17 protein-coding genes and 1 other annotated feature (1 of these 18 only partly in view) are annotated in these 20,986 nt (G+C 30.7%); of the genes, 5 read left to right on the top strand and 12 right to left on the bottom strand.

The genetic code is table 11. The annotated features are described in order from the left end of the window. Positions 1-287 precede the first annotated feature (287 nt). The 5 genes from B2S02_RS06525 to B2S02_RS06545 all read right to left on the bottom strand — a co-directional run bounded on the left by B2S02_RS06525 (position 288) and on the right by B2S02_RS06545 (position 6,516). Positions 288-1,973, bottom strand: a complete 1,686-nt coding sequence (locus tag B2S02_RS06525) for a peptide ABC transporter substrate-binding protein (RefSeq protein ID WP_346848584.1) — start codon at positions 1,971-1,973, stop codon at positions 288-290. A 671-nt stretch (positions 1,974-2,644) separates the two neighbouring features. Continuing rightward, positions 2,645-3,613, bottom strand: coding sequence for an oligopeptide/dipeptide ABC transporter ATP-binding protein (locus tag B2S02_RS06530; protein ID WP_150846023.1), 969 nt, complete (start codon positions 3,611-3,613; stop codon positions 2,645-2,647). 1 nt (position 3,614) lies between these two features. Further along, complete coding sequence (locus B2S02_RS06535) at positions 3,615-4,637, bottom strand: ABC transporter ATP-binding protein (RefSeq protein ID WP_346848583.1); 1,023 nt, start codon at positions 4,635-4,637, stop codon at positions 3,615-3,617. 14 nt (positions 4,638-4,651) lie between these two features. After that, on the bottom strand, positions 4,652-5,572 hold the full coding sequence (locus B2S02_RS06540) for an ABC transporter permease (protein ID WP_346848582.1): 921 nt from the start codon (positions 5,570-5,572) through the stop codon (positions 4,652-4,654). Positions 5,573-5,583: 11 nt separating this feature from the next. Continuing rightward, positions 5,584-6,516 carry an ABC transporter permease gene (locus B2S02_RS06545; RefSeq protein WP_346848581.1) on the bottom strand — a complete coding sequence of 311 codons (933 nt, stop codon included), beginning with the start codon at positions 6,514-6,516 and terminating at the stop codon, positions 5,584-5,586. 1,060 nt (positions 6,517-7,576) lie between these two features. On the opposite strand from B2S02_RS06545, the gene B2S02_RS06550 reads away from it, so the two are divergent. From B2S02_RS06550 to dapB, 3 genes are read left to right on the top strand one after another with little or no spacing between them, the layout of a single operon-like run. Further along, positions 7,577-8,578, top strand: coding sequence for an aspartate-semialdehyde dehydrogenase (locus B2S02_RS06550; RefSeq protein WP_346848580.1), 1,002 nt, complete (start codon positions 7,577-7,579; stop codon positions 8,576-8,578). A 25-nt stretch (positions 8,579-8,603) separates the two neighbouring features. Further along, positions 8,604-9,482: a 4-hydroxy-tetrahydrodipicolinate synthase gene (gene dapA, locus B2S02_RS06555; protein ID WP_346848579.1), complete on the top strand. Its 879-nt coding sequence runs from the start codon at positions 8,604-8,606 to the stop codon at positions 9,480-9,482. A gap of 12 nt (positions 9,483-9,494) precedes the next feature. Next, positions 9,495-10,244, top strand: a complete 750-nt coding sequence (gene dapB, locus B2S02_RS06560) for a 4-hydroxy-tetrahydrodipicolinate reductase (protein ID WP_346848578.1) — start codon at positions 9,495-9,497, stop codon at positions 10,242-10,244. Positions 10,245-10,336: 92 nt separating this feature from the next. Here the strand turns inward: dapB and B2S02_RS06565 are convergent, their stop codons facing one another. Beyond that, on the bottom strand, positions 10,337-11,485 hold the full coding sequence (locus tag B2S02_RS06565) for a pyridoxal phosphate-dependent aminotransferase (RefSeq protein WP_346848577.1): 1,149 nt from the start codon (positions 11,483-11,485) through the stop codon (positions 10,337-10,339). 19 nt (positions 11,486-11,504) lie between these two features. Then, complete coding sequence (locus B2S02_RS06570) at positions 11,505-12,044, bottom strand: cob(I)yrinic acid a,c-diamide adenosyltransferase (RefSeq protein WP_035133066.1); 540 nt, start codon at positions 12,042-12,044, stop codon at positions 11,505-11,507. A 223-nt stretch (positions 12,045-12,267) separates the two neighbouring features. Between B2S02_RS06570 and dapD the strand changes: the two genes are divergently transcribed. Then, positions 12,268-12,978, top strand: coding sequence for a 2,3,4,5-tetrahydropyridine-2,6-dicarboxylate N-acetyltransferase (dapD, locus tag B2S02_RS06575; RefSeq protein ID WP_150846032.1), 711 nt, complete (start codon positions 12,268-12,270; stop codon positions 12,976-12,978). 74 nt (positions 12,979-13,052) lie between these two features. On the opposite strand, the gene B2S02_RS06580 is transcribed toward dapD, so the two are convergent. Both B2S02_RS06580 and pdaB read right to left on the bottom strand, forming a co-directional pair. Continuing rightward, the gene (locus tag B2S02_RS06580) at positions 13,053-13,787 is read right to left on the bottom strand and encodes a single-stranded DNA-binding protein (protein ID WP_150846033.1); all 735 of its coding nucleotides are present in this window, start codon (positions 13,785-13,787) and stop codon (positions 13,053-13,055) included. A gap of 223 nt (positions 13,788-14,010) precedes the next feature. Further along, a complete protein-coding gene (gene pdaB, locus B2S02_RS06585) occupies positions 14,011-14,775 on the bottom strand; it encodes a polysaccharide deacetylase family sporulation protein PdaB (protein WP_346848576.1) in 765 nt (254 codons plus the stop codon). A 164-nt stretch (positions 14,776-14,939) separates the two neighbouring features. On the opposite strand from pdaB, the gene B2S02_RS06590 reads away from it, so the two are divergent. After that, a complete protein-coding gene (locus tag B2S02_RS06590) occupies positions 14,940-15,464 on the top strand; it encodes a DUF4364 family protein (protein WP_035133078.1) in 525 nt (174 codons plus the stop codon). Between the two features lie 49 nt (positions 15,465-15,513). Here B2S02_RS06590 and B2S02_RS06595 read toward each other — a convergent pair whose 3' ends face one another. From B2S02_RS06595 to B2S02_RS06605, 3 genes are all read right to left on the bottom strand, one after another. Further along, on the bottom strand, positions 15,514-16,398 hold the full coding sequence (locus B2S02_RS06595) for a YncE family protein (protein ID WP_346848575.1): 885 nt from the start codon (positions 16,396-16,398) through the stop codon (positions 15,514-15,516). Between the two features lie 87 nt (positions 16,399-16,485). Beyond that, positions 16,486-17,790 (bottom strand): folylpolyglutamate synthase/dihydrofolate synthase family protein, encoded by a 1,305-nt coding sequence (locus B2S02_RS06600; RefSeq protein WP_346848574.1) that lies wholly within the window; start codon positions 17,788-17,790, stop codon positions 16,486-16,488. 208 nt (positions 17,791-17,998) lie between these two features. Then, the gene (locus B2S02_RS06605) at positions 17,999-20,641 is read right to left on the bottom strand and encodes a valine--tRNA ligase (RefSeq protein WP_346920460.1); all 2,643 of its coding nucleotides are present in this window, start codon (positions 20,639-20,641) and stop codon (positions 17,999-18,001) included. Positions 20,642-20,840: 199 nt separating this feature from the next. Beyond that, positions 20,841-20,986: a binding site (T-box leader), on the bottom strand (it continues 72 nt past the right edge of the window).

Genomic DNA, 20,986 nt, shown 5'->3' on the forward strand with positions numbered 1-20,986 from the left:
TCTTTTTTTCGTTTGTTTATTTTTCTTTTTTCTTCTTTTTTCTCTATTAATCGGGTTTTATTTGCATTTAAATTCGAAATTTGTAATACGAATTTTATCATTTAATCACTACATATATTATATATATTATAGTATTTTAGATAATATTGACTTCTTTTCCCTAACTTTATAATGCATTAAATTAGAATTTTCTTATAAAGCCCACTTTTATAGGCAAAAACATCAAAGCATCTAAAAAAAGTGAAGCATTCGTTATTTGCTTCACTTTTTCTCATTTCATTATAATATTATTTTCTTCCAGTAGTATAAGTATATTTTAAGTCTATTGTTCCAAATAATGGAGCAGTGTAGTTTTTAACATACTTTCTTACATAAGTATTTTTAAATCTCCAAGCTTCTGGACTTACAACACCATCTTCATATAATAGTATTCTTTCAGCTTCTTTGAAAAGTTCAGCTCTTTCATTCGGATCATCACTTTTTCCTGCTTTAGCTATAAGTTCATCGTACTTAGGATTTGACCAACCTGTTGGTACAACTCCAGCTGTTGATGTCCATAAATCTAAATATGTGTTAGGGTCATTATAGTCTCCAGTCCATGCCATACCTGCAACTTGATAATCAAAATTATCAGTTCTTTCTTGGAATTGTGCCCATTCAACAAAATCAACTTTAACATTAATTCCAAGTTTTTTTGTATAAACTTGTTGTTGGAATTCAGCATATTCTTTAGCTACCGCATCAGTACCTGATTGTAAGTAACTAATGGTTATTTTAGATGGATCTTCTCCAAGCCCTAGTTCCTTCATACCTTCTATTAATAATGCTTTTGGATCTGTATTTTCATCCATTAATTTTTGAACTGGTAATTCATTTACTTTTGTTCTATATTCTTCTCCACCTATTTGTACAGACTTTGGTACAAAACCTAGAGCAGGTTCGCCAAGACCTTTTCTTAAAGTCTTAATTTTATTTTCTCTATCTTCTGCTACTATAAATGCTTTTCTTACCTTAGCATTACTGAATAATTTATCTTTAAGGTTAAAGAAAGTATATGTAGTCGAACCATCATATCCTTTTTTAGCTTCATATTCACCAGCAGAATCAAACTTTTCTATCCATTCTGGTTTAACTACTGTAGCCATATCTAATGAACCATTAAGTAATTCATTCATTCTAGCAGACTCTTCTTTTATTATTTTCATTGTAACTTTATCAAGTTTTACATTTTCAGCATCCCAATATTCAGGATTCTTAACAAATTCTACTTTATTATTATGTACCCATTCAGATATCATAAATGGTCCACAATATACCATACTGTTAGCTTCTGAACCATATTTATCACCGTGTTCTTTTACTATATCTTCTCTTTGTGGTTGCATTACTTTAAAGTATGTTAAATCAAGAAAGTATGCACATGGTGATGCTAATGTAAACTCAACAGTTTTTTCGTCTAGAGCTTTAACTCCTAAATCTTCTGCCTTAGCTTTACCAGAGTTGAATTCTACAGCGTTAGCAATAGGATATAATAGGAAAGCATATGGTGATGCAGTATTTTGATCTAGAGTTCTAGTAATACCATATACAAACTGTTCTGCAGTAACTGGTTTACCATCACTCCATTTAGCATCTCTTAATTTAAATGTCCAAGTTAATTTATCATCTGAAGTTTCCCAGCTTTCAGCTATACCCTTTTCAATTTTATCTTTACCATTTTCATCTTGTACAATTCTTGTTAATGATTCTTGACAGTTTGCAAGAATTTGTGAAGAATATGAATCACTTGATTTAGATTGGTCAATTGTTTTTGGTTCAGATTGTAAAAGCATATTTAAATATTGTTCAGCATCTGCTTCTCCATTAGTAGCAGTTCCTGCACCCTTTTCTTCGCCTTTACCACACCCAACTAATGCCGCTGATGTTACCATAGATAATGCTAATAATGATGCTAGTATTTTTTTACTCTTCATAAGTAATCCCCCTTAAAATAATTTGGTTTAGTTCAAAAATTAAAAATTTTCTTTCTAACCTCGGCTCATCTTTGCGTTATTCATTGTGCATATTTCTACACATTTCCTCATAACTTTTATTTATATTTATAGTACACTCTTTTTACGACAATGTCAATGTTGACCACTTCCACTTAAGACATTATAATTTTAATTTTATTCAATTATACGAATTATTACCTATATTTTTTATGTAAAATTCCCTATATTTCAACAAAGTATTATAAATTCACGAATGGCAATTGATTCTATTACCATTGGTACACCCTATCTTCAAGGTTTCATATTTTTCTTTGTCGTAATTTGTAGTTTTTTTCATAAATTAATCATTAAAAGAAGATATATGAATTTCGTTTTTTAATAAAATTCTTTTTTCTGTATTTTCTTTAAATAAAACTCAATTAAATTCAATATGATATTTACTACTAAACACCCATATATGACCTCCTTTTATAATATTATTAAAAGATATACGAATTTATATACCTGGTAATAAAACTCAATAAATGAATAAAATTGATAGTCATTGGATAAAGTCTTTGTTTGAAATTACAATGATTAAAAACAAAATTTGACTAAGCTTTTAAATAAAAAAATAAGAGTGCTTAAGCACTCTTATTTTTTTATTTAAATTATAGTATATGACATGCAGCAAAGTGATTTGGCTCAATTTCTCTAAACTCAGGAGTTTTTTCACTACATATAGGCTTTGCATATCTACATCTAGGTGCAAATCTACAACCTGGTTTAGGATTTATTGGACTTGGCACTTCTCCTTCTAAAGGTATTCTTGCTTTTTTCTTAGTTGCATCAGGATCAGGAATTGGAATCGCTGATAATAACGCTTGAGTATATGGATGTAAAGGCTTATCATATAAATCTTTACTACTAGCAAGTTCTACCATAGTTCCTAAATACATAACTCCAACTCTATCAGATATGTGTTTAACCATTGATAGGTCATGGGCTATGAATAAATATGTTAATCCTAATTCATTTTGCAATTTTATCAGCAAGTTAACAACTTGCGCTTGAATAGATACATCTAGAGCAGATATAGGCTCATCACAAACTATGAAGTCTGGTTCTATAGCAAGAGCTCTTGCTATCCCTATTCTCTGTCTTTGTCCACCCGAAAACTCATGAGGGAATCTAGATGCGTGCTCTTTATTTAGTCCTACTAATTGTAGTAATTCATAAATTCTAGCCTGTCTTTCATTACCTTTGTGAAGGTTATGAATATCTATTCCTTCCCCAATAATATCTCCAACAGTCATTCTTGGATTTAGCGATGCATAAGGGTCTTGGAATATTATTTGAGCTCTTCTAGTAAACTCTTTTTTCTGTTTTTTATCATATTTACTAATATCGTCTCCATCAAATAATATTTCACCACCAGTCGCTCCATAAAGTCCCATTACAGTTCTTCCACACGTTGTTTTTCCACAACCTGATTCTCCAACAAGACCTAATGTTTCACCTTTAAATATATTAAAACTAACATCGTCTACCGCCTTAAGTGTAGCATTCCTACCAACCTCGAAATATTTCTTAAGATTCTTTACTTCAATTAAAACTTCTTTTTTATTTGATTCAGCCATCTTATTCACCTCTTCTTAACGCTTCTGGAACTTCAACCTTAGGTGCCATTGGGTGTTTTAACCAACACAACACTTGGTGATCGTTCTCTACATTAGTTACTTCTGGCATTTCCTCTAAACATATTTGCATACAATATTCACATCTTGCAGCAAAAGGACATCCAACTGGTGGTTTAACTAAGTCTGGCGGAGTACCGTTTAAAGCGTAAAGCGTATCCTTATTTTTTGTCTCAAGTCTTGGAACTGATTGAAGCAATGCCCATGTATAAGGGTGTTGAGGATTTGCAAATATTTCTTCTACAGTACCTCTTTCGATAACTTGTCCCGCATACATTACTTGAATTCTATCCGCAGTATCCGCTACTACTCCAAGATCGTGAGTAATAAGTATAACTGCAGTTCCTAGTTTCTTTTGAAGATCTCCTATAAGATCCATTATTTGAGCTTGTATTGTAACATCTAGAGCAGTAGTTGGCTCGTCCGCAATAAGTATCTTAGGATTACATGCAAGAGCTATAGCTATCATAGCTCTTTGTCTCATACCACCTGAGAATTCATGCGGATATTGATGAGCTCTCTTATCAGCATTTGGTATATTAACAAGATCAAGCATTTTTATTGCTTCTTTCATAGCTTCAGCTTTATTCATACCTCTATGAATTATTAAACTCTCAGCAATTTGCTTACCAACTGTCATTGTAGGATTTAATGAAGTCATAGGATCTTGGAATATCATAGATATATCTGATCCCCTTAATTTTCTTAATTCCTTCTCGTTCATATCTAAAATATTTTTACCCTCAAAAATGATTTTAGAATCTTTTTTAATTTCTGCTGGCATTGGTTCTGGTAACAGCCTCATTATAGCCTTTGATGTAACTGTTTTTCCACAACCTGATTCTCCAACTATAGCTAAAGTTTCACCCTTATCAAGATGGAAATCTACACCTCTTACTGCTTTTACTTCACCCGCATAGGTATGAAATGAAACTTGTAAATTTTCTATATCTAAAATTCTTTCCATTTGCCATTCCCCCCTTATTGACGTAATTTAGGATCTAGTGCGTCTCTTAAACCATCACCTAATAAATTAAAAGATAACATTGTTAACGAAATCGCTAAGGCAGGGAAAATTAATTGATAAGCGTAGAACATTATAGTCTGTTGTCCTGCTGCTGCAAGAGCTCCCCAACTTGTCATTGGTGATTGAACACCTATTCCTAAGAAACTTAAGAAAGCTTCTGCAAATATAAATGATGGTATATCGAATGTTATAGCAACAATCATAACACCTAAAGTATTTGGTACTAAGTGTTTTGCTATTACTCTTGAAGCATTTGCTCCCAGTGCTTTTGCAGCAAGTACGTATTCTTGTTCTTTAATTTGTAAAAGTTGTCCCCTTACAAGTCTAGCCATATAACACCATCCTGTAATGGTCATAGCTATAATAAGTGGTATCATACTACCACCATCCATAATAACCCTGATAAGTATAACTAAAACTAGGTATGGAATACTTACTAAAATTTCTAGTATTCTCATCATGATATCATCAGCAATTCCACCAAGATATCCAGCTATACCACCGTAAATTGTTCCTACAACAGTGTCGATAACAGCTCCAATTAACCCTATAGCGATAGATATTCTACCACCTATCCAAACTCTTGTAAACAAATCTCTACCTAAGCTATCTGTTCCAAACCAATATGTTGCGTTTGGTTTTAAGTTTAACATATCATTATTTGTAGCTTGATATTCAAAATTACTTATCATAGGTCCTATTATTGTCATCAATGTAATTATTCCTAATAACACCAACGAAAGCATCGCAACTTTATTCTTTTTAAGTCTTCTCCATGCATCTTGCCAGTAGGTCATACTAGGTCTAAGTATTCCCTCTGAATCTAGGTTATCACAACCTATAATTTGAAATTTTTCTTTTGAAAATTCTGCCATACTTATCCCTCCTAACGCTTTCCGCTTGATACTCTTATTCTTGGGTCAACTAATCCATAGATTATATCAACTAAGAATAATGCAACTATAAATAATGCTGATACAAATATTGATTGTCCCATTATCATAGTATAATCTCTATCAGTAATTGCTGATACGAAATATTGTCCAAGTCCCGGTATTGAAAATATACTTTCAACTACGAAGGAACCTGTAAATATACCAGCAACTTGTGGTCCTAGAAGGGTAATAGCTGGTAAAATAGCATTCCTTATAACATGTTTAAATACTAAACTAACATTAGAAACCCCTTTAGCCTTAGCTGTTATTATATAATCTTGTCCAATAACATCCAAACAGTTAGCTCTCATATATCTTGCATATGTAGCTATAGGAGCTAAACTTAATGCTATGGTAGGTAATATAGTATGCTTAAACTCGCCCCACCCTGTTGTTGGCAACCATGTTAATTTAACTGTGAAGAAGAATTGTAGTAGTGATGCTACAACAAAACTTGGTACAGATATACCAACTATGGCTATGAACATTACTAAATAATCTGGCCATTTTCCTCTTTTAAATGCAGCTACAATACCTAATAAGATACCTATTGTAACTCCCAGTATAAGACCTTGTCCTCCAATTCGTGCTGAAATAGGTGCATGTTTCATAATAGTCTCTGTAATATCTCTTCCCGGAGATGCTAGAGATTGTCCTAAATCTCCTTTGACAGCATTCTTAACGAATAATCCATATTGAGTTAAAAGTGGCTTATTTAATCCATATTTAGCATAGTAGTTAGCTTTTATTTGCTCTGGAAGCTTTCTTGCTGCAACCGCAAGTGGATCTCCAGGCATAGCATGGATAAGCATAAATGTTATTGATGATGCAATGAATAATGTCAATAACATATATCCAAATCTTTTTAGAGTAAATTTAAACATCGTCATCCCTCCATTTTTAAGTAAAAATATGCAATAAAATCCCCATCTACTGCATTTCCCCCAACATTAACCTTTTTCTACCTTAAGCACAATGAGACATTATTAGAAATTACATCTCTCCTATAGACTCCTATAAATGAAATGTAAATATTTAAGACACCGCTAAGCTTATTAATGATATCGTATACAAAGTCGTTGTTTTATAATTTGCAACATTATGTATTATGATATTATAAAACTTTAGCACTTTTTTATTCTTTTTTTGCCTCATATCAACTTTTAAAATGTAATGCATTATTTCCCCTTACTAACACCTCCCACACTAATAATAAAATCTAGTAAGGCTTCATTCCTTTAACATTACTAAAACACACTTAAGATGCTATTGTGAAATTAGCAAAAATGATTTATTTAAATAGTTAGTTCCTTTCAAATATTTTGACAATTGCCACAATATCAAAGCCACTTACTTTTCAAAAGCAACACTAAGAAATTAACTCTCAGTATTTTAATCATTCATACATATTTCATAGTTAATATGTGGTTATGTATTTTAGTAGTTATAATTGTTAAAAGTATGAAAATAAAAATAATAATAAATTCATTTTTTATAATATTAACACAGGGTTCTGTAAGTTGTCAAACTATTTTAATACATAATTTGTTCTTAAGATTACAAATTGCAACAAAATATTAGATAATATTTTAAATTCATATTATTAAATCTTCTATACGCCTTCATATTTTTACATATTTAAACAAATGCATCTTTTTATTTAAAATATTATCTTGCGGATTTTTAATATGATTCATTTATATCTAAAATCTTATTATCTACTCTTTAAATTGACCTAACACTTCCTTACTTTCATCTTCCCCTTAACAATCTGGGCTTAATAATATCTACATACATTGTATTATGCTTTTACTTCCGTTGACATCTTTGGTATATATCTCTGCTATAATAAAAATTTTATATATAAATTTAATAAAGTTATATAACTTTATCTACTTAAGTTATATAATGTATTATAAATATAAGTTAAGTGAGGTGGTATTTTTGAAATACAATGTTGCTATAGTCGGGGCTACTGGAATGGTGGGAAGACAATTCATAAATATTTTAGCTGAAAGAAATTTTCCCATAGAGGATTTATATCTTTTTTCATCTGCCAGGTCTGCTGGAACTACTATACACTTTAATGGAAAAGATATATTGGTAGAAGAACTTAAGAAAGAAAATATAATTAACAAAAAAATTGATTTAGCTCTTTTTTCAGCTGGTGGAGATGTCAGCTTAGAATTTGCTCCTATATTCGCAGAACACAATACCGTGGTTATAGATAATAGTAGTGCATGGAGAATGGATCCTAGAGTTCCTCTGGTAGTTCCTGAGGTTAATGGTGAAGATATTAAATGGCATAATGGTATTATTGCTAATCCTAACTGTTCTACTATTCAAGCAATGGTTGCTCTTAAACCTCTTGATATTAAATATGGAATAAAAAGAGTTGTATACTCAACTTATCAAGCTGTATCCGGTGCTGGAGTTCAAGGGTTTAATGATCTAAAGGATGGAGTATCTAATGTTCCTCCTAAGAAATTTCAATATCCTATAGCCTATAATGTAATACCTCAAATTGATGTATTCTTAGATAATGGTTATACAAAGGAAGAAATGAAGATGATAAATGAAACCCATAAAATTCTTCATAATGATCAAATTAAAGTTACTGCTACCACAGTAAGGGTACCTGTATTCCATGGTCATAGCGAAAGTATTAACGTAGAATTTGAAAATACTTTTGAATTGGATGATATTTTCGACTTATTTAAAACTTTACCTGGAATTACTGTAATGGATGATATAAAAAATAATATTTATCCTATGCCTGTAGATATAGAAGGTCAGGATGACGTTTATATTGGAAGAATCAGACGTGATTTTAGTGTTGATAATGGTGTTAACCTATGGGTTGTTGCTGATAATATTAGAAAAGGTGCTGCCCTTAATGCAGTACAAATTGCAGAAGTTTTTATAAAAGAAAATTTAATAAAATAAATATAATGATTTAAGAGGTGTATATATGAGTATTTTTAAAGGTTCTGGTGTTGCAATTGTAACTCCATTTAGCAAAGACGGTGTAGACTTTCCTAAATTAAAAGAATTATTAGAATGGCATATTGAAAATGGAACTGACGCTATCATAGTATGTGGTACAACTGGAGAAGCATCTACTATGACAGAGGCTGAGAGAAAAGAAACTATAAAATTCACTGTAGATACAGTTAATAAGAGAATCCCTGTTATAGCTGGTACTGGTAGTAATAACACCATGGCTTCTGTTAAAATGAGCATCTACGCTGAGTCTGTTGGTGTAGATGGACTTTTAGTAATTAACCCTTACTACAATAAGACTTCAGTAAAAGGCTTAATTGCTCATTTTAAAACTATTGCTGAAGCTGTTAATACTCCTATAGTAGTATATAATGTACCATCTAGAACTGGCATGAATATTTCACCAAAGGCTCTCCATGAACTTTGTCAGCTAGATAATATTGTTGCTGTAAAGGAAGCTAGTGGAAATATAAGCCAAATTGCAGAAATAAAATATCTCTGTGGAGATAAATTAGATATATATTCTGGGAATGATAATGAAATTATACCAACTCTTGCTATAGGCGGACTTGGTATAATATCAGTTATTGCAAATATTGTACCTAAAGATGTTCATAATATATGTGAATTATTCTTTAATGGAGAAATAAAAGCAGCTCAAGAGTTATTTTTAAAAACAATCCCTTTAACTAATGCATGTTTCTGTGAAACAAACCCTATTCCTATAAAAACTGCCTTAAATCTTATGGGTAGAAGTGTTGGAAACTTAAGACTTCCATTAGTTGATATGGATGATAATAATTTAGAGACTTTGAAAGAAGCTCTAAAAAACTACTACTTATTATAAAGGAGACTATACATGGTAAAGATTTTATTAGTTGGATGTAACGGAAAAATGGGTCATATGATTTCAAAGGTAGCTTCTACTTCTGAAACACTAAATATTCAAGCTGGAGTAGATATGAATACAGAATCTAATTTTAATTACTCTATTTATGATTCCATAGATAAAGTAACAGAAGAAGTAGATGTAATTCTGGACTTCTCAAGACCTTCAAGTTTAGACTCTATATCAAAATATGCTTTAGCTCACTCATTACCAGTAGTATTTTGCACTACTGGCTATACGGAAGAACAAATAGTTCATATTAAAAATCTACAAAATTCAATTCCTGTGTTCTATTCCGCTAATATGTCTATAGGAATTAATATAATAAATAATTTATTAAAATCTATTAGCAATAAACTATATACAGATTTTGATATTGAGATAATAGAAAAACATCACAATCAAAAGGTAGATGCTCCAAGTGGTACTGCACTACTTCTTGCAAATACTATAAAGGACTCTATAGAAGAAGAAACAACCTTCAACTATGGTAGAGAAGGAATCTCTAAAAGAGAACACAAGGAAATAGGAATTCATGCAATCCGTGGTGGAAATATTATAGGTGACCATGAAGTTATATTTGCTGGTATGGGTGAAGTAATTGAAATTAAACACTCTGCTATTTCAAGAGAAGTATTCGCTGTAGGCGCTTTAAAGGCTTGTGAGTATGTTCATAACAAACCAAAAGGCATATATTCTATGGACGATGTAGTTAAATAGTAAATCAAATTTAGTTCAAATAAAAAGTGTTATGAAATCTATATTTTCATAACACTTTTATTTAATATTTACTTATCTTTTATATTTAACCCTTAGTTAAGCTTTATCTGATTTAACCACTGTTCCATTAAATCTAAAGATAATTTTAAATTTTCCATGCTGTAGCAATAAGAAATTCTAACATACCCTTCTCCACCTTTTCCAAATGCAGTTCCTGGTACTACGGCTACCTTAGTATCCTCAAGTAGCTTATCACAAAAATCTTCACTACTAAATCCAAAGGATTTTATACACGGAAATATATAAAATGCTCCCTGTGGTCTTATAACTTCAAGCCCCATAGAAACTAGTCTATCATAGACATAATCCCTTCTTATCTTTAATTCTGATTTTATATGTTCCATATGGTACATAGACTTCTTAAGTCCTTCTAAAGCTCCATATTGACCAATAGACGGTGCACATGACACATTGTATTGATGAACCTTTATTATGCTATTTAATATCCATTCCGCTGCACATACATATCCTATTCTAATTCCTGTCATGGAAAACATTTTTGAAAATCCACCTATAAGTATAAGTTTATCTTTTAACTTTCCATACTGTGATATAGAGTTAAATTCTCCAAATACAATAGAGCTATAAATTTCATCACTTACAATTAATATATCTTTATCTTTTAATATATTAAATAATCTATCACATTGATCCTTGGTCAAAAGTTGTCCTGTAGGATTTGATGGATAAGATACTACCATCACCTTAGGACACTCTTTCTCTATAACTCTCTCCAATTGCTCCATATCTAAAGATAAATCTTCCTTAATATTATAATTTATTACCTCTCCACCAAGAATCTTAACACAATTTTCATAGGCAGGATATGCAATGGAAGGTATTAGAACTTTATCTCCTGGATTTAATATTCCAGTAAAAGTAGATAATAATCCTTCACTTCCTCCTACAGTTACACATATTTCTTTACTGGAGAAACTTATATTTAAAGAATTTAGATACTTAGAAATTTCTTCTCTTAACTCTTCTATCCCAGCATTAGGTGTATAAGTAGTCCTATCTTCATCAAGGGACTTTTTCATAGCCTCTTTTATTTCCCCAGGTATTTTAAAATCTGGCTCACCTAGAGTTAGTGATATAGCACCTTCTATCTTAGCGACCTTATTATAAAATTTCCTTATTCCTGATATTTCTATATTGTCTATATTACTTGACAACCTCATAATTTATACCTTATACTCCTTAGAATTCTATTCCTCTTCTTGCTGGAACCCCTTCATTAAAGTAGTGTTTAAGATCTTTCATTTCAGTAACTAAATTAGCTCTTTGCATTATTGATTCTGGCACATTTCTACCTGTCATTATAAGTTCTACATCATCTGGTTTTTTATCTATCAATTCTATTAATTGTTCTTCTGTAATTAACCCATTAGATAAAGTTCCCATTATTTCATCCATTATCAATATATCACAATTTCCTTCTTCCAACTGTTTTATACAAAACTTATACGCTTCTTGAATATCCTCTTTTAGCTCTAACTTTTCTTGATCATTTAATGTCCAAAAAAATCCTCTAGGTCTTTCAAATCTATGAATAGTAAAATATGGAGCCATAAGTTTAGCTGACTCTAATTCTCCTGTTGCATCACTTTTTAAAAACTGAACCATACATACTCTATATTTATTTCCAGCAGCTCTAGTTGCAAGCCCCACCGCTGCTGTAGTTTTTCCTTTTCCGTTTCCAGTATATATTTGAATATATCCTTTGTTTAAGTTTCCCATATATTTACCTCCTAGGTCTACTTTTTTAATTTTATTATATCATTTACAAATAAAATATTCCATTATATATGATTTTTATGATATAACTATAGATATACTATATTGATAAATTAAATATACTAAGTATTATATTCAAAAATATCTTATTTATTTATAATTATTGTTGAGTTTTTAGGATAATATATAAATGAATATATATTACTTGTCGAAAGGAGTTAGAGGTATGGAATATAACTTTACTGATCCATATGAAATTGCTAGATTTATAAAGGAGTCAAAGAAATCAACCCCTGTGAAAGCTTATGTTAAAGGTGATCTAAAGGATTGTAACTTTGAAAATGTAGACTGTTTTGGCGAAGGCAGCTTTTATGTTTTATTTGGCGATAGCGCTGATATAAATAATTTTTTAGATGCAAATAAAGAAAAAATACATAACTACAGGCTTGAATCTGATAGAAGAAACTCAGCTATACCTATGCTTGATACAAGAAGTATAAATGCTAGAATTGAGCCAGGTGCAATAATCCGTGATAGAGTTTCTATTGGAAATAATGCTGTTATTATGATGGGTGCTGTTATCAACATAGGTGCTGAAATCGGTGATGAAACCATGGTAGATATGAATGCTGTTGTAGGTGCTAGAGGAAAGCTTGGTAAAGGGGTCCACCTTGGAGCTGGAGCAGTAGTTGCTGGAGTTTTAGAACCACCTAGCAAGTCTCCATGTGAAATTGGTGACCATGTACTTATAGGAGCTAATGCAGTAATCTTAGAAGGTGTAAAAATAGGAAATCATTCAGTAGTAGCTGCTGGTGCTATCGTTACAACAGATGTACCTGAAAATGTAGTTGTAGCTGGCTCTCCAGCTAAAATAATTAAACATGTAGATGATAAAACTAAGAGTAAAACTGAAATCTTAGCTGATTTAAGAAAATAATAAATTATAAAATAACAACCCAAAAGCTATCATGAAGGACTTCTTCATGATAGCTTTTGGGTTGATTTATCTCATTAAATAACTTCTTTCTCTTCATTATCATTTAAATTTGTTTCTTGTATATTGTTACTCTCATCTGTAGATGGATCATTGTCCACTTTTCCTATAATAGTTACATTATCTCTATTTTCGTCAGTAACTCTTTCCATTTTAGAGATTGAAACTTCATAGGCAATTTTTTTAACTACTTCTGTATCTGAAACTTTCTTTTGATATTCCCTACTTTGTAATCTTCCCCAAATTCTAATGTTATCCCCTACTTCTAAACTCTTACAAAATCTAGAGTTCCTTCCCCAAGCGATAGTAGGAATGTAATCTGATTTATTGTACAATCTATTAACAGCTAATAACATATCTGCTATTTCTCTGCCAAATGGTGTTGTTCTGTAAACGGGTGCCTTGCAAATATATCCATCTAAGAAAATTTGATTTGGATTTTTTCCTCTTTCCTCAAGTTGGCGAATATCTCTTGCAAATACAGTTAATATAAGTCTATTGGCACCATCTACAAACTTGTTATAGGATCTAAGCTGTCCATCTATTACAAGCTCACTTCCAATACTTACATCAATTCCTGCAATTAATCTTTCTGATACTGTAATTACTAATATGTCAGAAGTATCACTAAGTCTTGAAACCTCAAATTCAAAATTGTAAAATCCCTCTCCATACATTTCGTGGCTAAACTCTAAATCTGAGATAACTTTTCCCTCTAAGTAAATTTTGTTATTAAAAATATTATTATCCATGGTAACCCCTCTTTCCCTTGGTTTTTTAGTAAAATTTACTATAATTTATATTCATAAAAAATAAAAATATAACTATTTATAGTAAAAATCAAATATTTTTCTTATAGTTCTATTTACATTACCCCCGTGAATTAATTATAGAATAATTGTCTAAATTTTACAACATTTAATTTTCAAAAATTCACATTTTTTAGTCTTATAATTAAAATATGCAATAATTTTGTCAGTTTTCATTTAGTATTTGTTTCCCTGAATGATCTAGATAATAATTATCACTATATATTAAGTTAGACACTGTAATAAATTCATAACCCATAGCTTGGTATTTTTCAATTATTTTCGGCAAATTTTCTGTGGTGTACTTTCCATCATTATGAAATAGTAGTATAGAGCCTTCCCTTGCCTTTGATACTATTCTTTCATATTCTATATCTGCTCCATTGGCCTTCCAGTCAACACTATCAACATCCCACTGTATTGCCTTTAACCCTGTACTTTGTATAGCTTCTACTGAATCATCATTATATGAGCCTGATGGAAATCTAAACGTTTTAGGCATTTCTCCAGTCAAATTTAATATTTTAGCATTAGCTATTTCTAAATCCTTAATTATACTCTCCTTTGTCAGATTGGTATAATCAGGATGTTTATTAGAATGATTTCCTATTTCATGTCCTCTCTTTGAAATTTCTATTACTTTGTCTGGATAATCATCACACCATAATCCGATAATATAAAATGTGGCCTTTACATTATATTTATCGAGAACATCTAGAATTTCATTAGTTTTATCATCACCCCAATTAACATCAAAGGTTATAGCCATTTTCTTTTCTTTTGTGTCTACTGAATAAATAGGTACCTTTCTATCTGTTGGAATAAAGGTCTCCTTATAAAATACACGTCCCATAATACTTATACACACTATTAATATTAACAATGCTAAATAAGTTGTTATTTTTATCTTAATTCTATTAGATCTATCCATATTCCTCCTTTACTTATAAACATACTTTCTATAAAATTATATTCATAATCAGTTATTATATGCTATACTATATCATGTAAACTTAATTCATATTTAATAAATATGTGTTATAATTTAATATAATAAATATGTATAAAAGTACATGGTTTAAAGGAGGTTACTTTATGTTTGATAATTCTTTGAACTTAGCAGAAAACAAGCTTCTACTGTTGCATATAATAGATAAAGTTGATTTACCTATATCAAACATACAACTTACAGAAATTGTCCTTGAAAATAATTTTATAAATTATTTTACACTGCAAGAATATATAGATGATTTAATCTCGTCTCAACTAATAAATAAAATTAATTATAAAGATAAAGATAGATTAGTAATATCAAGTAAAGGTAAAGAAGTCCTATCTTTATTTAAAAATAGATTATCTAAGGATAGTTTAAGTAAATTAAATTCTTATATAGATGGGAAAATGAATCTAATAAAAAAAGAGGCTACAATTTCAGCTGATTACACCATTGAAAATTCCAATAGTTATGTAGTTAGCCTAGGTGCTTCTGAAAATAATATCCCTCTCATGGAAATTAAGGTAACAGTGGCATCAAATAAACAAGCCAGAGAGTTATGTTCCAAATGGAAAGCTAACCCCTCTGACTTATACACTAAGATTATTAAAGTTTTAACTGAGTAATTTTTATTAAGCTCATTATAAATCTACCCTTAGTATTTTCATAAATATTTTAATCTATAATCATCCCTGTAGGCTGGCCCTTTAATGGGATGATTAATTTTTCATGATTATCATTTTTATTAATCCTCATTATCAAATCATTGTAGCTATCTCCTACGTAAATATACCTTTCATCGCAAATTATTCCTCTAGGCATACCACCAATTCTTATACTCTTTACATTTATAAAATTTACAATATCAATAATGGATATAGTTCCATCACCATAGTTAGATACATAGCAATACTTTTCATCGCAATACATATCAAAAGGACAATTTCCCACTGATAATCTATGTATTACTTTATGATTTCTGCTTGATATAACACTTACACACCCCTTATCCAAACTACCTGCACTACTTTCACAAACAAGAATATAATCCCCATTTAAAGTAAATAACGCTTTTGTTGGTGCTTGCCCTACCTTTATGTTTTTAATGTCACTACCATATAACGAATCAAATACTGTAATTGTATCGTCACCATTATTGGCTACAACTATTTCATTGCTGTGATTACAACAGTCAATACTATGTGGAGAGTCTCCACAAGGAATAATCTCTATTATTTCTTTTTTATTCAAATCAAAAGTTACAACATTATTTGAGTCTCCGCAAATAATATATAAATGATTTCCCAAGGCACAAATATCTCTACAGTTTCTTCCTAAATAATAGCTATAGGATTTTAAATCCTTCAAATTAACTATAGACACTGAACCATCGTAACAATTTGAAGTGAATAATTGATCCCCTTGTATACATAATCCATGAGGACCTACTTTATTTTCATTAACTCCTTCTAACTTTATAACATCTTCTAATGCAAACTTCTCTATACCAATTTTGTTAATGCTATCTTGAGTTGTATTACAAATATATAAGTACCTCATTGGAATCCCTCCTCACATTATACTATGAAGGAACCTTCCATTATGCTACGAAAAATTTGTTACACCATAAATATATTATATTTAAAATTAATTATGATTTCTTATTATCTTCCTCATATCTCCCACCATATAAAGAGAACCAGATATGACTAGTAAAGTATCCTCATCACAATAGGAAAGTGCTTTAACGTATGCTTCTTCATAATCCATAATAGCTTCACACTCTTTATTGCAAATATTAATCTTCTCCTTTAAATCTTCACATAGCTCAGCTCTCTCACTATGAGGAGTTACAGCTATAATTTTTTCTGCTTTAGGACATATTATACTTATCATTTCATCTACTTGCTTATCTGCTAAAATTCCTATTATTAACACTAGTTTTCTATACTTAAAATAAATATCTATACTTTCAGTTAACTTCCTTATACCATCAATATTATGAGCACCATCAATTACCACTAAAGGATTTATTCTCATAATTTCTAATCTACCTGGCCATTTAACTTGAGATAAACCATTTGTTATACTTTCCTTTGTAATATTAACTCCAAGATCTATTAAAGCTTCACAAACATTTATAACAACATTACAATTTTGAACCTGATAAGTTCCTAAAAGAGATAATTTAACATTATAACTGTCTCTTTCTGTTATAATGTTTAAATTTTGAACCACTGTATTTCCCTTATACTCTCCTACTTTAACTAAAGATGCATTTTCTCTTTTCACTTTTATAAGTGGTGAATTTTTTTCTTTACAAATGTTCTCTATGACTTTAGTGACTTTATCTTCCTGTGGATATAAAACTACTGGAGTATTATTTTTAATAATTCCACCCTTTTCATAAGCAATTTCCTCTAAGGTATTTCCTAAAATATTCATATGATCATAGCTTACAGATCCAACTATAGATAAAATTGGTTCTATAACATTAGTAGAGTCTAGTCTTCCTCCAAGTCCTACCTCTACAACAACAAAATCAGCCTTCATTTTATGAAAATATAAAAATCCTGCACAAGTTATTATCTCAAACTCAGTAGGGTTACCATAACCTAAAGTAGTTACTTCTTTAACGGCCATTGAAACTTCTGTAACTATCCTAGCTAAATCTTCCTTGGGAATATTCTTATTATTTATCTGAATACGCTCTTCAAACTCTTCAATATAAGGAGATATATAGCATCCTACTTTGTACCCACTATGTATTAATATCTTTGTAATCATAGCTGTGGTTGAACCTTTACCATTAGTTCCTGCCACATGAATAGCTTTAATCTTCTTATGTGGATCTCCAAGGAGTTCTAGTATCTTTTCTGTTCTTTCCAAGCCTAGTTTACTTCCAAACTTAGCAGTATCCTTTATATAGTTAATAGCTTCAGTATAATTCATAATACCCCTCCTGAATTCTAATTTCATAACCTATTTTACCTCATTACATATCCATACTCAACTATATCACACTAGTAATTATCAATATTAAAAAGGATATCTGAAAAGTATAAGACTATAAATAAAATATATAGTCTATACACTTTTAGATATCCTTCTATTTATTAATATTAAAATTTATTTTTATATAAACATTCTTAAATGTTTTTTATTGTAACTTTTCTATACTCTCTAATACGGAATTATACATTTCTCTGTACTTTTCACCCTTAGTTTTTTCCTCTTCAACAACCTCAGCTGGAGCTTTAGAAACAAATCTTTCATTAGCAAGTTTTTTCTCTACTCTTTCAATTTCTCCTTGTAATTTAGCTTTTTCTTTGTTTAATCTTTCAAGTTCTTTCTCCACATCTACTAACTCTAAAAGTGGCATGTAAATCTCTGCGCCCTTTGAAACTACAGATACTATATTTTCTGGTGCTTCTTCTTTAGCGTTTAAGATTATAACTTCACTAGCAGATGCTAATTTTTCAAAGTAAACTTTTCCTTCTTTAAAAGCTTCTGCTGCTTCAGTTGCATATATATATGTTTTAGCCTTTCTTGAAGGTGGTACATTCATTTCTGTTCTTGCATTTCTTGTATTTCTTATGGCATCTATAATATAATTCATATATTCTTCTGCTTTGAAATCTTCTAAATCAGCTTCAAACTCTGGCCATTTAGCAATTGTAATAGATTCACTTTCTTTAGTTAAGTGAGTATAAATCTCTTCTGTGATATATGGCATTACTGGATGAAGTAATTTTAATCCTGAAACTAAAACTTTATTAAGAACATTTAAAGCTATTCCTTTAACTTCTTCATTATCACTATATAAAGATGGTTTAGCAATTTCTATATACCAATCACAGAATTCAGTCCACATAAAGTCATGAACCTTCTGAAGTGCAATACCGATTTCATATTTTTCTATATTCTCTGTAACTTCTTTAACTATATTGTTAAGTCTTGATAATATCCATCTGTCGGCTACAGAATAGTTTTTACAATCTTTATATTTCTCTATAAGAACTTCATCATTGTACATCATAACAAATCTTGATGCATTCCAAATCTTATTAGCAAAGTTTCTTGCTGCCTCAACTCTTGATTCATAGAATCTTATATCACTTCCTGGAGCATTACCAGTAACAAGGGAAAATCTTAGAGCATCTGCTCCATAATTTTCTATAACTTCTAGTGGATCAACACCGTTATCTAAAGACTTAGACATCTTTCTGCCTTGATCATCTCTAACCATACCATGGAAAAATACTGTTTTAAATGGTACTTCATCCATGTTGTACAAACCTGAGAATATCATTCTTGCAACCCAGAAGAATATAATATCTCCACCAGTAACCAATGTACTTGTTGGATAAAAATATTTTAAATCCTCTGTATCACCAGGCCAACCTAATGTTGAGAATGGCCATAGGGCTGAACTAAACCAAGTATCTAAAACGTCTTTATCTTGCTCTAGATCTGTAGATCTACACTTACTGCAATGAGTTGGAGCTTCTGTATCAACTATTATCTCTCCACAATCTTTACAGTACCAAACTGGAATTCTATGTCCCCACCATAATTGTCTTGAAATACACCAATCTTGAATATTTTCCATCCAGTTATAGTAGATTTTTTCAAATCTTTCTGGAATGAATTTTATATCTTTTTCTTTTACGGCCTTAATTGCTGGTGCTGCAAGAGTATCCATTTTTACATACCATTGCTTAGAAAGCATTGGCTCAATAGTACATCCACATCTATCATGAGTTCCTACATTGTGACTATGCTCTTTAATCTTAACTAAATATCCGTGTTCTTCCAAATCTTTTATAATAAGCTTTCGAGCTTCATATCTCTCAAGTCCTGAATACTTTCCATAACCTTCAGATATAGTTCCATTTTCCTCCAAAACTACAACTTCATCTAAGTTATGCCTCTTACCTACTTGATAATCATTAGGGTCATGAGCTGGAGTTATCTTAACACAACCTGTTCCAAATTCCATATCTACATAGTCATCGGCAACAACTTGAATTTCTCTATTCACTAATGGTAACCTAAGTTTCTTACCAACTAGGTGAGCATATCTTTCATCCTTAGGATTAACTGCTACTGCAGTATCTCCAAGTAAAGTTTCTGGCCTTGTTGTAGCAATTTCAACTACTTCATCAATACCTATTACAGGGTAATTTATGTGCCAGAAATGTCCTCCTTGCTCTTCATATTCAATCTCCGCATCTGAGATAGCAGTCATACATTTAGGACACCAGTTTGTAATTCTATTTCCTTGATATATAAGACCATCTTTGTATAATTTAACAAAAACTTCTCTAACAGCCTTACTTAAATTTTCATCCATAGTAAAAGCTTCTCTTGTAAAATCAGCAGAACAACCCATTTTTTTAAGTTGAGTTTTAATTCTATCTCTATATTCCTCTGTCCATTCCCAAACCTTTTCTAAAAATGCCTCTCTACCAATTTCCTTCTTTTTAATTCCTTTTGCAAGTAAAGCTTTTTCAACTCTTACTTCAGTAGCTATACTTGCATGGTCTTCTCCCGGAAGCCATAATGTGCTATACCCTTGCATTCTCTTAGTTCTTATAAGTATATCTTGAAGAGTGTTATCTAAAGCATGACCAAGGTGCAGTTGTCCTGTGATATTCGGTGGTGGCATTATTACTGTATATGGCTTTTTATTTTTATCTACTTGTGGAGTAAAAAATCCACTTTCTTCCCACCACTTATATAGTCTTTCTTCAAACTCTTTAGGATCATAATTCTTTGCTATATTGTTATTTTCATCCATTGTTATTACCTGCCCTTCTATATGTTTTTATTTTTTACTTTTGATTACTTGTTCTAACAATTACAGTTCTTAGTAGCTATAATGTACAAAACCTTAACTAAACTATTACACAGAAATTAGCATTACATTTATTAATATACTTAATACTAGGGTAATTTAATAGATTAGTATAAAATTAATAAAAAAAAGCGCTATCACCCCAAAGGACGACAGCGCGCGTTACCACCTTTATTTCTCAAAATTACTTTTAAGACTCTCTTAATTTTAACGATGAGGAACCACCGTCTCTAGCTACTTAATTTCGCTAAAGCAACTCCGAAGCTACCTTCAAAATACTTCCTATAG

It is taken from the genome of Clostridium sp. UBA7339 (genome assembly GCF_002470865.1).
GTDB classification, from domain to species: domain Bacteria; phylum Bacillota; class Clostridia; order Clostridiales; family Clostridiaceae; genus Clostridium_J; species Clostridium_J sulfidigenes.